General features: G+C 58.3%; 11 protein-coding genes, 2 pseudogenes and 1 other annotated feature. Of the genes and pseudogenes, 11 read left to right on the top strand and 2 right to left on the bottom strand.

Annotated features, from left to right (window positions below):
- The first annotated feature begins 33 nt into the window (after nt 1–33).
- From ACOJB8_RS15555 to ACOJB8_RS15540, 4 genes are all read left to right on the top strand, one after another.
- Complete coding sequence (locus tag ACOJB8_RS15555) at nt 34–1515, top strand: aldehyde dehydrogenase family protein (protein ID WP_475013251.1); 1482 nt, start codon at nt 34–36, stop codon at nt 1513–1515.
- A gap of 87 nt (nt 1516–1602) precedes the next feature.
- On the top strand, nt 1603–2505 hold the full coding sequence (locus tag ACOJB8_RS15550) for an NAD(P)-dependent oxidoreductase (RefSeq protein ID WP_475013249.1): 903 nt from the start codon (nt 1603–1605) through the stop codon (nt 2503–2505).
- A 55-nt stretch (nt 2506–2560) separates the two neighbouring features.
- Entirely contained in the window at nt 2561–3889 is a 1329-nt protein-coding gene (locus tag ACOJB8_RS15545) for a DUF3100 domain-containing protein (protein WP_475013248.1), read from the top strand.
- Nucleotides 3890–4120: 231 nt separating this feature from the next.
- Nucleotides 4121–4630, top strand: a complete 510-nt coding sequence (locus ACOJB8_RS15540) for a peptidase dimerization domain-containing protein (protein ID WP_475013246.1) — start codon at nt 4121–4123, stop codon at nt 4628–4630.
- A gap of 428 nt (nt 4631–5058) precedes the next feature.
- Here ACOJB8_RS15540 and ACOJB8_RS15535 read toward each other — a convergent pair.
- Together ACOJB8_RS15535 and ACOJB8_RS15530 are read right to left on the bottom strand one after the other, a co-directional pair.
- Nucleotides 5059–5457, bottom strand: a pseudogene (locus ACOJB8_RS15535) (IS3 family transposase); the annotation flags it as partial.
- Nucleotides 5208–5324, bottom strand: a sequence feature (AL1L pseudoknot). It overlaps the preceding pseudogene by 117 nt.
- Before the next feature lie 5 nt (nt 5458–5462).
- Nucleotides 5463–5679, bottom strand: a pseudogene (locus ACOJB8_RS15530) (transposase); the annotation flags it as partial.
- Between the two features lie 360 nt (nt 5680–6039).
- Between ACOJB8_RS15530 and ACOJB8_RS15525 the strand changes: the two are divergent.
- From ACOJB8_RS15525 to ACOJB8_RS15495, 7 genes are all read left to right on the top strand, one after another.
- Nucleotides 6040–6327 carry a hypothetical protein gene (locus ACOJB8_RS15525; protein ID WP_475013244.1) on the top strand — a complete coding sequence of 96 codons (288 nt, stop codon included), beginning with the start codon at nt 6040–6042 and terminating at the stop codon, nt 6325–6327.
- Between the two features lie 181 nt (nt 6328–6508).
- Entirely contained in the window at nt 6509–7207 is a 699-nt protein-coding gene (locus ACOJB8_RS15520) for a type 1 glutamine amidotransferase domain-containing protein (protein WP_475013297.1), read from the top strand.
- Between the two features lie 60 nt (nt 7208–7267).
- Nucleotides 7268–8731, top strand: a complete 1464-nt coding sequence (locus tag ACOJB8_RS15515; protein WP_475013242.1) for a flavin-containing monooxygenase — start codon at nt 7268–7270, stop codon at nt 8729–8731.
- Nucleotides 8728–9777, top strand: coding sequence for an alpha/beta hydrolase (locus tag ACOJB8_RS15510; RefSeq protein ID WP_475013241.1), 1050 nt, complete (start codon nt 8728–8730; stop codon nt 9775–9777). Before ACOJB8_RS15515 ends, ACOJB8_RS15510 begins: the two co-directional genes overlap by 4 nt.
- A gap of 52 nt (nt 9778–9829) precedes the next feature.
- Complete coding sequence (locus ACOJB8_RS15505) at nt 9830–10009, top strand: hypothetical protein (RefSeq protein ID WP_475013240.1); 180 nt, start codon at nt 9830–9832, stop codon at nt 10007–10009.
- 251 nt (nt 10010–10260) lie between these two features.
- Complete coding sequence (locus tag ACOJB8_RS15500) at nt 10261–11505, top strand: NADH:flavin oxidoreductase/NADH oxidase family protein (RefSeq protein WP_475013238.1); 1245 nt, start codon at nt 10261–10263, stop codon at nt 11503–11505.
- A 24-nt stretch (nt 11506–11529) separates the two neighbouring features.
- A complete protein-coding gene (locus tag ACOJB8_RS15495) occupies nt 11530–13149 on the top strand; it encodes a GMC family oxidoreductase (RefSeq protein ID WP_475013237.1) in 1620 nt (539 codons plus the stop codon).
- Nucleotides 13150–13368: the final 219 nt, after the last annotated feature.

Here is a 13368-nt window from a genome sequence, read left to right as displayed (position 1 = left end):
GACTAGCGTGGCCGCATTCGGAGAGAGCCAACCATGAGTCAGAAGCAGGACGTCGAGAAGCTGTTGGAGACACTCGGATTGCCCCGTGATGCGGGCTCGTTTGTCGATGGTAAGTTTGTAAGCGGTGAAGGCGGTGCAATCGAGATTCGTGACCCGGTAACTGGTGCGGTGGCGTATTCGTTCGCCGACGCGGACCAGGGGCTGATAGATCTTGTTTCGAAATCCTCGTTGAGCGGTTTGCGTAAATGGCAAGCTATCTCTGCGCGGGACCGCGCCAAAGTCTTGCGCGCCATTGCGATTGCGGTCGGCAACGCTGCGGAAGACTTGGCTCAGCTCGAGTCCATTACGAGCGGCAAAATCATCAAGGGTTCGAGGGCACAACTCGCTCTGGTGGTCGACATGCTCGAGTACTACGCCGGGTGGGCGGACAAGTTCACCGGCGATGTCATCCCGGTCCCGGGCGGACAGCTCAACTACACCGTTCGCGAGCCGCTTGGGGTGATTCTGCAGGTGACTCCCTGGAATTCGCCCTTGTACCTGGCTGTGTGGAACGCGGCGCCTGCGCTTGCAATGGGCAATGCCGTTCTGCTCAAGCCTTCTGAGCTCACGCCGCTGACGGCACTCGCTTTCGCGAAGATTGCCGTTGAGGCGGGGTTGCCTCCCGGCGTGCTGAATGTCGTCGGTGGCTACGGCCAGTCGACCGTGCAGCCGCTCATTCAGCGCGAAGAGGTCAAGAAGGTCGTCTTCGTTGGCTCGACTGCTACCGGACGCAAAGTCGCAGCGCAAGCAGCGGCGCGTCCTATCCCATGCCTGCTCGAACTTGGGGGCAAATCCGCCAACATCGTGTTTGCTGACGCGGACCTGGAGCGCGCGGCCGAGGCGGCGCTCGTTGCGGGCTATGCGAACACAGGGCAGAACTGCGCCGCCGGCTCACGTCTGCTCGTTCAGAAAACTGTCTATGACCAGTTCATCGCGTTACTGGAATCGAAGCTGGGTGCCTATCGAATCGGTTCGCCACTGGATGAGAACATCGAAATCGGCCCGGTCAACAACGAGTTGCAGCTTCTGCGGATAACCGAGATGGTGAGCAGAGGGATTGCAGAAGGCGCGCGCTGTATTTCAGGCAATGCAGTACCGGACAACGGTGGCTACTTCGTTTCCCCGACGATTCTCGCTGACGCTACGAATGAGATGAGCGTCGCCAGAGAGGAAATTTTCGGCCCGGTCATCGTCGCGATTCCGTTTGACGAGGAAGCGGAAGCGGTCGCGATTGCCAACGACAGTGAGTTCGGTCTTGCCGGAGCGGTCTGGACGCGCGATATCGCACGTGGCCACAGGGTTGCGAGCAAGGTGAATGCCGGCCTGTTCTGGATAAACATGTACCGCGAAATGCACGTGTCGTCCCCGTTCGGCGGCAACGACTCAAGTGGATACGGTCGCTCCAGCGGTGTTGAATCCTTGTATGAATACACGCGCACCAAGAGCGTGTGGCTGCCGACAGCAGAAGGTTCGTAGGTCTCGACCAGACAACTGTGAATCGCCTCGTCGAGCACCTTGCGGGTTGCTCTTCGTACATCAATCAATCAAATGTAGGAAATTAGCATGACTAACGTAGGCGTAATCGGATTGGGAAATATGGGGCGCGGAATGGCGGCTTCGCTGCTGCGCCGAGATTTCAAAGTCATTGGCTACGATGCTTCGCCGAATTCCGCAGCATTGGCGCGCGAAGCTGGCGTCGAACTGGTTGCCAGCCTGGCGGCCGTCGCCGCTATGTGCGAGACCCTGGTTCTCTCTCTTCCCAACCCGCATATTGTCGAGACGGTCATCAATGGCGTCGACGGTCTGAGCAAACACATGCGTGCGGGTACGCTTATCATCGATACGAGCACATCGGACCCGGATGTGTCCCGCCGACTTGCTGCGCAATTGAACGGGAGCGGGGTTCGATTCGTCGATGCCCCAGTCAGTGGTGGCCCACGCGGCGCGCAGAACGGTGAACTCACCTTTTTCCTTGGCGGTGCGGCGGACGATGTTGACAAAGCTGGCCCTGTGCTGGATGCACTCGCGAAAAATCGCTTCCATATTGGTGCCTCGGGCGCAGGCAACGTTGCCAAGGTTGTGAATAATTTGCTTTGCGCGTCTCATCTCGTCATCGCAGCCGAGGCCTTCAAGATGGCGGAGGCCGCAGGTGTCACGGTAGAAGACCTTTTGGAGCCCATTAACGCGGGTTCGGGAAGAAGTGGGGTCACGCTGTACAACTATCCGTCGCGGATTATGAATGGCGCGTTCAACTCTGGGTTCACGATGCAACTGATGCGCAAGGACGTACGCCTTGCAATGGCTCTCGTGAAGTCGAAGGGGCTCGATTTGCCGGTTTGCCAGAATATCGCAGATGTTTGGCAGGCAAGCGAAGCAGTGTTAGCCGACGGCGAGGACTTCAACCGCATCGTTCAGTTCGTGTCCTCAGATGCCCGGCAGCCGTCGGCGCAGCTTGCTGAGAGTTGATTCGCCAGAAGTGCCGGTAGCGTTCCCCTTACAAGTCGTCGCAGTGGAGAAGACCATGCAACACATTTCCGTCGTTCATCAGGAGACGGCGACCAAACGAGGCCAATTCACCAAGCTCATCTTTATTGTCGCTATTCTGGCAATCGTCGCATCACTGATTGGGCCGCTGAAGATTTCCTTGGGCTTCGGCAAGGTCGTTTTACTACCCATGGTTTGGGCGATGATTCTCGGCGCGGTCGTCGGCATTGTCGGAACGCGACAGCAGTGGTTTGGCAGATTCGATGCGGAACTGCAGTTCAAGGCGGGGGCGCTGCTGCAACCGGCGTTGCTCATGTTTACGGCCAAGCTCGGGTTGATGGTGGGCTACTCGCTTCCCAAGGTCGTACATGCAGGATGGGCGCTGGCGTTCCAGGAATTCGGGCATTTCCTCGGAACCATCCTGGTCGGCCTACCTCTGGCACTGGTCCTTGGTATCAAACGGGAGGCCATTGGTGCGACGTTCTCAGTTGGTCGAGAACCGAGTCTCGCCATCATCGGTGACCGCTACGGAATGAACTCTCCAGAGGGTTGCGGCGTTCTCGCCGAGTATTTGACGGGAACCATCTTCGGCGCAGTTTTTATCGCGTTGTTCGCAGGCTTCGTTACGTCACTCGGCATCCTCGACCCCGTTGCACTCGCGATGGGCGCGGGGGTTGGTTCTGGGAGCATGATGGCGGCAGCGTCAGGCGCAATCGCTGCCCTGCAAACCCCCGAGGTTGCGAAACAGGTGGCAACGTTCGCCGCGGCCAGCAATTTGATTACGAGCACGCTTGGCGTCTACTTCACTCTCTTCATCTCGCTGCCGTGCGCAGTGCGGCTGTACGAGTTCCTCGAGCCGAAGATTGGTCGCGCGACCAAGGCGTCCGGAGCTGCAAGCAGTCGTGTAGCTGTCGCAAAAATTGAAGAGGGCACGTACTCTCTGTTGGAGAAGTGGGTAACGTGGCTTATGGTGGGCGCGGTTGCAATTACATGCAATGCAATTCTGACCGGTACCAACGCCCTGGGGAGTGTGCCCTGCATGCTGGTTATTCTTGTCGTCCTCGCGGTCAGCAATGGCATCGTCAAGATAATCGGTGGCCGGTTGCCTGCTGTCTGCATCGTGTCGTTGGTCGCGATGGCTCTCACGTCGCCGTGGTGTCCTTGGGCACAGACGATAAATGCGATGAGTAGCCATCTGGACTTTCTGTCTGTCACGCCCCCGATGCTCGCGCTGGCTGGCTTGTCCATCGCCAAGGACATTCCTGCCTTCCGCAAGCTCGGGTGGCGCATTGTCCTGGTCTCCTTCGTCGCAAACGCCGGCAGTTTCCTGGTCGCCAGTCTTGTTGCGCAATTCTTCCATCACTGACCAACGCCGACGTCGACGAGGTGCGATTCCGTTATCGCGCCACTCCAATAGAGAAGGAACATGAGTACGGAGATCGATTCCAATGTTGCATCGAGCGAACAGCTGCCTGCGCGTCGGGAGCTGATTGAGGCGAGCGCACGTCATTTCGCGCGGGAGCGTTTCTCGATGAGCTAGGACGTCGCGTCGGCAAGAGAACGGAGAGCCAGCGCACTGGAAGCGCGCCGGACCTGCTTGAATACCTGCAGGGCGAAATGGCGCCGCAGGGAGCGCAGCTATCACTCAGGGAACTGGGGCGGCTTGCTGACAAATCCAGTTGTTCGCTTGACCCATGCCATTGCCACGTTGGTCGACGAGCGAGGAGGAATTCGGCTTCCGCATTTGAAGCCTGGTCCTATTCCTGATGAGGTGAAACGCAGGCTCGAATCCTTGTCGCTGCGAGGCAGCGCTGGTGACCCCGAAGTCGATGAACGTTGGGGCGAAAAAGGGCTTTCCCGCGCCAAGAAGCTGTACGGTTGGAATTCGTTCGAGGTATTGTCGATAGTGGCAGGCAACCCGGTCGCGCTGGTTAACGCAATCCCGCCAACAGCGCAGGCGCACTGTCAACTGAGATTCGTCGTCGGCACAGACTGGGAGAATCTGGAGACCGCCATTCGCAGCCATTTCGACCAGCTCGGGTATGACGACGTGGTGGTATCGATTGGGGACAACTCGCCGGCGACGCGATTGAGTCCCAACGACTAATGGGTTCGATTTGTGGAAGCGTCGGTCGAGACAACACTGGGACGAAGCTCGGTGACCTTGCCGAACATCGGCGGTTCTATCCCTAATCATGTCTTCTCGGACATCTTGAAGTTGCCAACAGTGTGGATACCGCACTCGTATCCGGGGTGTGCGCAACATGCACCCGATGAGCACATGCTGGGAACAGTTGCGCGCGAAGGGCTTATGCTGATGGCAGGGCTTTGGTGGGACCTCGCGAATTTCACAGACGATTCAAAGAGGGCGTGAGCGCGCAGCCCCTTGGCTCTAGTCCCTCTTGGCTATTCCCGGTCGAAACGGGCCCCAAGCAGGCTGTTATCCCACTGATACGAAGCTCTCATTCAGTTGGTCGGACGCTCAAATGAACAAGGCCACGGGGAACCAGAGTAGAGACTGATCTGCGCCCCAATCAACTGCTTCCAGACCTTCGCACACCGTAGAGCTGCATGTTGGTCTGCCAGATACGCTTGTTCTCCGGTTGCAGATTCTCGTCTCGTTTTGCGCGGGCGCGGCGTCCGGATGGATCTCGAAGCTGTGCCGCATGGCGTCGGTAACCCGACGGAGCGATCTCCAAGACCTTGCAGATCGGCTCGCCCCCCGAGGTGTCGCGACGCTTATCTACGAAAGCCTTCAGGACTTGAAACGGCGGGCGAGCTCCGCCTCAGAGAAAAACGCGCTCGCTGCCTTGAGAATCTCGTTGCCACGACGCGACTCCTTGACTTCGCGCTCATCCGTGTCACGCCATCGCGCTCGCTATGGTCGATCTGGTCGCGCTTGATCCATCAATGTAGCGTCTGCGGCGTGTAACCTCCTATAGAGCCTGAATCAGCATGGCGCGCAGCAACTTCTGCGGTGCGATGCTCGGCTGCCCACCCTGGATGTCCGGCTCGTGAACTCCAACAGCCGATCCGTCTTCTCCACATTTTCGTTCGCCATCACGCGTATCGCACGCAATGCATGCGACTCCGGAACAAAGTCGTCCAGCTCGCGCATGGAAACAGACTTTCTGTGAACGTGTCGCCGCCGCGCATGATCTCCGGGGAGCAAGCGGAGGTCTTCTATCAACGTTTCAGGAGCCTTCTACCGCCGGTACTCCAGCGACCTGTTAAGTCGCAAGGGGAGACGCTTGACCTTAAAGTCAACTTCAAGGATAGAGTCCAGGAGTAAGCAAAGTGTGAGGTCCCGAAAAGGGCGCGTACGCTGATACCACTCCAAGGATGCCAGCCACATGACAAAGACCATGCTCAGACCGCAGCGTGCCGCTTGCGAATGTCGTGCTTGTCAGTTCCCGATTGAAGCGGTGGCGGCCGCCCCGTTCATCTGCCACAGCACGATCTGCCACGCCCACACCGGCAAGCGATTTGGCGATGTGACCAACTTGCGCGCCAACGGTGCGTGCAGAGGAAGAGAATTTCGCGTTCGAGAGTTATCGCCTTTCTCTCACCATCAATCGCAGTCTCTGCAAACGCTGCGGCAAGCCGGCAATTGAATTTGGCGGCTTCCGGGCTGGCAAAAGTCGGCTGCATACCGAGAGTGAATTTCCCGCGGCAGGATTTATTGCCAGCGCAGTAGCCTTTCATATCTACCGAAGGGCGGACCTGATCGACGACTTCCCCAGACGCAACGGCTATCTGAAAAATGACCCCGCCGTGGCTAAGCCGACGATGGAAATTTTTTAGGCACGAACTAGAAACCATGAACATGACGCGCCGTGAACTGGTGGCTTCGATCGCTGCCGCTAGCCTGGTCGGGCTGGCCGGATGCCAGAGCCCCATAGAGGAAACGACCGTGAATCAAACCGATTCCAATATGCGCAACAGCCGCATCCAAAATTCCGCGCAGTCGCAAGCGGACAACCGAGTGACGAAGAAGGCCAGGAGGAAGCGCATCCTTCATGTCGTCACCAACGTCAGCCACTACAACGATGTCTCGCATCCGACCGGCTTGTGGCTGTCCGAACTGACGCACGCCTATGACGTGTTTTCGGCCGAGGGGTACGAACAGCGGATTGTCAGCCCGCGGGGCGGAACAGTGCCAATCGAACCCCGTTCGCTTAAGTGGCCGCACTTCGACAAATCGGCGCGAGAGGGCTATGCAGACCCGGTGTTGTCCTCGCTGTTGAAAACTTCAGCCGCGCCTGACGAAATAAACGCTGCAGATTTCGACGTCATCTATTTCACCGGCGGCCACGGTGTCATGTGGGACTTCCCGGACGATGCGCGACTCCAAGCGATAACGCGTGAGATTTATGAGTGTGGCGGCGTTGTCTCGTCCGTTTGCCACGGCTATGCGGGCCTGCTCAACACAAGGCTTTCAGATGGTCGCCTGCTGGTCGCAGGTCGGCACCTTACCGGGTATTCGTGGACTGAGGAAATTCTGGCCGGTGTCGCCAAGGAAGTTCCCTACAACGTGGAAGCGCAGATGCGCTCGCGTGGGGCGCTCTATGAAAAGAACCTGCTGCCGTTCACGTCAAATGTCGTTGTCGATGGACGATTGGTCACGGGACAGAATCCGCAGTCGGCAAAAGCAACCGCTAGAGAGATCGCGCGCATCCTTTGAACAGGATGCCTTTTCGGGGATGGCGGAACGCCATTGACACCCGGTTTCACGGAGACTCAGTTGAAAGTTAAGACCATCATTGTGGGAACCGGCTTCGGCGGATTGGCGACGGCCATCAAGCTGAAACTGGCGGGTGAACAGGACTTCCTGTTGATCGAGCGTGCTTCCGGGGTGGGTGGCGTCTGGCGAGACAATCACTATCCGGGCTGCGCGTGCGACGTGCAATCGCACCTCTATTCCTTTTCCTTCGCGCCCAAACCCGATTGGAGCCGGGAATTTGCCTCGCAGCCGGAAATCCATGCCTACTTGAATAATTGCGTTGATCGTTTCGGCATCCGGAATCGCATCGTGTTCAATGCCGAAGTCACCCGCATGGACTGGCGCGAAGACACCGGCGAATGGTTGGTGACGACAACCCAAGGCAACTACCGGGCCCGCTTCGTTGCGGGCGCTTTCGGTTCGTTGAGCGATCCCGACATTCCGGCGTTGCGCGGACTTGAATCCTTCCGCGGCGAGGTTTTCCACTCTGCGACGTGGAACCCTGCCTTTCGCCATGCAGGCAAGCGTGCAGCCGTCATTGGCACGGGGGCTTCGGCTATTCAGATCGTTCCTGCCATCCAGCCGGAAGTGAGCAGTCTGGTGCTGTTCCAGCGGACGGCACCGTGGGTGTTGCCCCGGCATGACGAGCCAATTCCGGCGCAAAGGCAGAACCTTTATCGGCGCTCGAAACTGGCAATGAAGTGGAACCGCTTGAAGATATACACCAAGCGCGAGCTGTTCGTTTTCGGGTTCCGCAATCCTGCGCTCATGCGTCGAACCCAGAAGACCGCGTTGGCTCACTTGCACGGTGCCATTTCCAGCCCCGAGCTTCGCGCAAAGCTGACCCCGGACTACGCGTTGGGCTGCAAGCGCATCCTTATATCGAATACCTACTATCCCGCGCTCGCCAAGAAGAACGTCGAGGTGGTGAATGCCGGGGTCAGGCAAGTGACGGAAACCGGCGTGGTGGACGCGACGGGAACTCTGCGGGAAGTGGATTTCATCGTTTTCGGCACCGGCTTCAAGACCAAGGAGCCACCGTTCGCCAGTTACATTTTCGACGCCAAGGGCGAAACCCTTTCAAGCGCCTGGGCCGGAAGCCCGAAGGCTTACATGGGAACGACCATAGTGGGGTTCCCAAATCTTTTCCTCCTGCATGGCCCTAACACAGGGCTGGGCCACACCTCGGTAATCTACATGCTTGAGGCTCAAGCCGAGCATATCGTCAAGGTGATCCAATTCGCCGACAGGGCGGGCAAGCGTATCATCGAGCCGAAGCGTGCGGCCCAAGCTGCGTTTGTCGATTTCCTCGACAGCGCGATGAAGGGAACGGTCTGGACAGCCGGCGGTTGCGAGAGTTGGTATCTGGACAAGACCGGCAGGAATTCCAGCCTGTGGCCAAGCTTCACCTTCACGTTCGCAAAGCGGGCGCGGCATGTGTCCGAAGATGCCTACGCACTGAGCGATGCGAGGGTTCCTGAATGACGCCGCGCCTGTGCCTGTTGCGTGCGATGGACTTCATCGCCAGGAATCTCCCCGACTCGCTGACAGGGACACCTTGCAGCGGCGACGGTATTGCGCTGTCGCCATTGCTTCACTGGATTCTAAAGCTCAGGCTCGAAACGGATTTCAACCGGCTGGGTGTGGCCGCGATGCGCGAGGGCTTCCGCAAGGACATGATTGGGCTGCGAGCGGGATATGCCATTGAAGGTACGCGCGACTTGCTGATCGACACGCCTTCCACCCGGCTTCCAGCGCGGCGCTATCTGCCTTTGAAAGAGAACTCCTTGCCCGTATTGCTGGTGTTCTTTCATGGGGGCGGGTTCGTCATGGGTGATATCGAAACCCATGATGATCTGTGCCGGCTGATTTGCCGAACGGCGGGAGTCCAAGTGTTGTCCGTGGATTACCGGCGTGCCCCGGAACATCCATTTCCCGGGCCGCCCGAGGATTGCCTCGATGCATTCCGTTGGGCGCAAGAACACGCCGAAGATTTTGGTGTGCATGAATCCGCTGTCGCCGTAGGTGGCGACAGCGCGGGTGCCAACCTTGCAACGGTCACGGCATTGATGGCTCGACAGGACCGACCTGCGCTGAGTCAACTGCTGTTCTATCCGGGCACAGATCGCATGCCGAACTCCGTGCCGCCAGGCAGCAGAAGGAAAGCATTCCTTACGCCCGAAATCCGCAACTGGTTTTACTTGCAATACTTGGGAAGGGGCGAGCATGAGGCCCGGAACCCACTGGTGTCGCCGCTAAATGCGGAATCGTTGGCCGACATGCCGCCTGCCGTGCTGGTCACGGCAGGATTCGATATCCTGCGAAACGAAGGGCAAGCCTATAGCGCAGCATTGGCGCGACATGGCAACAAGGTGATTCCTTTGCACTTCGCGCGTCTGGATCATGGATTTGGCAATCTGGTCGGGCCGCATCGTGAATCCGAGCACGCGGTCATCGAAGCGGCATGCGCATGGCGGTCACTTTCCGAAGTGACGCTCAAAGTGAGCAAGACGGAACAAAGCCATTCTTAAAAGCGGCAAAAAATCTAGTAGCGTCCCAAGAAGAAATGATGCTGGAGCGCCCGTGGACATGATCGCCGATACCTCCGTTTCCGAATTACACCCGACGCTCGATTGGTACGCTCAGCGTGGCAGGCACATCAATGATGAGCAGCGCATCGACGACCTGCGACGCCTGCGCACAGTGCCGAAAAAAAGCGTCTCGACGAAATGGCGCGGGTGGCTCCGGTTGAGAACCGGATAGTAGAAGTCGGCCCTACGCTCGACTTCAGGTTGCCGGCGACCAGTATCTCGACACAGCAGCCGATGAAGTTGGATGCGCGCATGCGAGCCGATCGGTTCGCAAAGGAAAGTGGATCGACCGCTTCGCGCATCTATTCCCAAAAAATCGTTTGGGAAAGCTCGCCGATCCTCATGGTTTTGGGTAATGAAGGCTTGACATTAAAGTTATCTTTAATCTTAGTCTTTTAGGATAGCAAACGAAAGGTGGCCTCAATGAAGCTTTTTACTCCCTTGATCCTGCCCAATGGCGAGACGATTCCAAACCGGATCGCCAAGGCGGCGATGGAAGAAAACATGGCCGATGCGGAGCACGCGCCTTCCGACGCCTTGTTGCACCTCTATCGAACTTGGGCGGATGGAGAAGCTGGACTACTTCTCACTGGCAACGTGATGGTCGATGCGCGGGCGATGACCGGCCCAGGAGGTGTAGTCCTCGAAGAGGATCGCCACCTCGATCGCTTTGCGCGCTGGGCCGAAGTGGCACGCTCGAAAGGCGCTCAAGTCTGGATGCAGATCAATCATCCCGGCCGGCAGATGGCCGCCGCGCTCGGTCAGGCAACCGTGGCACCGTCGGCGGTGGCGCTGGAACTCGGCTCGCTTTCCAATGGGTTTGCAGTTCCAAGGGAAATGACCGCAACCGACATTGCCGAGGTGCAACGGCGCTTCGTGGCAACCGCCAGACTGGCCGAGCGCGCCGGCTTCACCGGCGTGCAGATCCACGCGGCGCATGGCTATCTCCTGAGCCAGTTCCTGTCGCCGCTGTCGAACCGGCGCAACGACGCATGGGGGGGCAGCCTGGAAAACCGGGTGCGACTGCTGCTCGAAATTGTCCGCGGCGTGCGTGCAGCCGTTGCAAGTGGTTTCGCGGTATCAGTCAAGCTCAATTCGGCAGACTTCCAGCGCGGCGGCTTCTCGCCCCAAGATGCTCAAGCGGTGATTGGCATGTTGGCTCCGCTGGGTGTTGATCTCGTCGAGCTTTCGGGTGGTAGCTATGAAGCGCCTGCGATGACGGGGGATGCGCGCGATGGGCGCACGTTGGCACGGGAAGCCTATTTCCTGGAATTTGCCCGCGACATCGCAGCGACGGCCACCATGCCCTTGATGGTAACGGGGGGTATTCGTCGCCGAGAGATCGCCGAACAGGTCATCGACAGTGGCATCGACATGGCAGGGATCGCAACCGCCTTGTCTATAAACCCCTACCTGCCGCGCGAATGGCGGGCCGGCCATTCGCCGGCTCCTGCGCTGCGTCCGATCACCTGGAAGAACAAGGCATTGGCGGCCCCAGCCCTGCTGGCTGCCGCGAAGTACCAGATGGCCAGATTGAGTCGCGGCAAGCCGACCGAGCCCAATGTATCGCCGGCATGGGCGCTCTTTGTCTCGCAAGCAGAGATGTTGTTCCGTGCACGCCGTTATCGGCGCTGGATGGCTCGCCGTTCAGAGGCTTCACTTCAATAACTCTAAGAAGACGGACGGAGAGGTATGAACACTGCGAACGCGCAAGAAGTGGATTATGTCGTTATCGGCGGCGGTTCTGCCGGCTGTGCAGTGGCGGGGCGTTTGAGTGAAGACGCTGATATCAGTGTGGTGGTGCTGGAAGCCGGCGGCGACGGTGACCGGTTCCTGATCCGCACTCCGGCAGCCATCGTGCTCCTGGTGCCCGCCCGACGGAATGCCTGGATGTTCGAGACGGTGCCGCAGGCGAGCCTCAACCAGCGCCGCGGGTTTCAGCCGCGTGGCAAGGTCCTGGGTGGCTCCTCGGCTGTCAACGCCATGGCTTATATCCGTGGACATAAAACGGATTACGACCACTGGGCCGCCTTGGGCAATGTCGGTTGGTCGTTTGATGAAGTCTTACCATATTTCAAGAAGTCCGAGCACAACAACGACATCTATGACCAGTGGCATGGGCAAGGCGGTCCGCTGCGTGTCAGCAACTCCTTCACGGACAATCCTTTTCAGGAAATCTGGTTGCAAGCGGCGCGTCAGGTGGGTTATCGCCTCAATGACGATTTCAATGGTACGGAGCAGGAAGGCATTGGCATTTATCAGGTCACGCAAGACCACGGGGAGCGTTGGAGCGCGTATCGTGGCTATTTGCAACCGCATGTAGAGCAACGCAAGAACCTTCACATTGAAACCGTCGCGATGACGCAGCGCATCCTTTTTGATGGCAAGCGTGCGACCGGCGTGGAGTACCGGCAAGGGGGCGTGCTGAAAACCCTGCGTGCGCGGCGTGAAGTGATTTTGAGCGCCGGCGCCTTTCAATCGCCGCAATTGCTGATGCTGTCCGGCATTGGCGATGCGGCAGAATTGCAGCAATACGGCATTCCGGTGTTGCATCATTTGCCGGGCGTCGGCAAGAACCTGCAGGATCATCCTGATTTCATCTTCGGCTACAAATCCAGAAGCCGGGATCTGTTCGGAATTTCACTGCCTGGCATCGCGCGGGTTGCAAGTGAATTCCGGCGTTATCACCGCGAGCGCCGTGGCATGGTAACGTCCAACTTCGCGGAAGGCGGTGGTTTCCTGAAAACGCGTGCGGAACTCGAAGCGCCGGACGTGCAACTGCATTTCCTCACGGCATTGGTGGATGACCATGCGCGCAAGCTACATGCCGGACATGGCTTGTCTTGCCATGTTTGCGTGTTGCGTCCCAAGAGTCGCGGAGCTGTGAAGTTGCAGAACAACGATGCGGACACACCACCGCTGATTGATCCTGCTTTCCTTGCCCATCCTGATGACATGGAAACGCTGGTCGCGGGCTACAAAATGACGGAGAAGTTGATGAAGGCACCGGCGTTTAAGCCTTTCATCACTCGCGATATGTTCACGTCCGACGTAAAGACCGATGACGACATCCGGGCCAAGCTGCGCGAACGAGTGGACTCGGTTTATCATCCAGTAGGCACGTGCAAGATGGGGCACGACGCACAGGCCGTTGTGGATGCAACGCTGAAAGTGCATGGCTTGCAAGGATTGCGCGTTGTAGATGCGTCCATCATGCCCACGTTGATTGGAGGCAATACCAATGCACCTTCCATCATGATTGGTGAAAAAGCCGCAGACATGATCCGCCGGAGCGAGAAACCTTATTTTTAAAGCAAAATCCTGCCGTATCGCGCATTACGACTGGCACGCTTTCGTCGCGCTCGCAGGGAGGCGTAGATTCGATTTTGCTTTGGACGATCAACGCGGGCGCGGCTACTGCCGCGCCATGATTTTGCGTGCAGATCGGGTCCGATGCGTCGGGGTTGGCGGCACCGCTAGCGTTTCGTCTCGATGATCCACCACAGCACATACGGCAATGCGCGGCCTCTG

It is taken from the genome of Paraburkholderia sp. BR10141 (assembly GCF_056155635.1).
The sequence above is the reverse complement of the archived record's forward strand: the minus strand, read 5'-3'. Positions and strand labels throughout refer to the sequence as shown.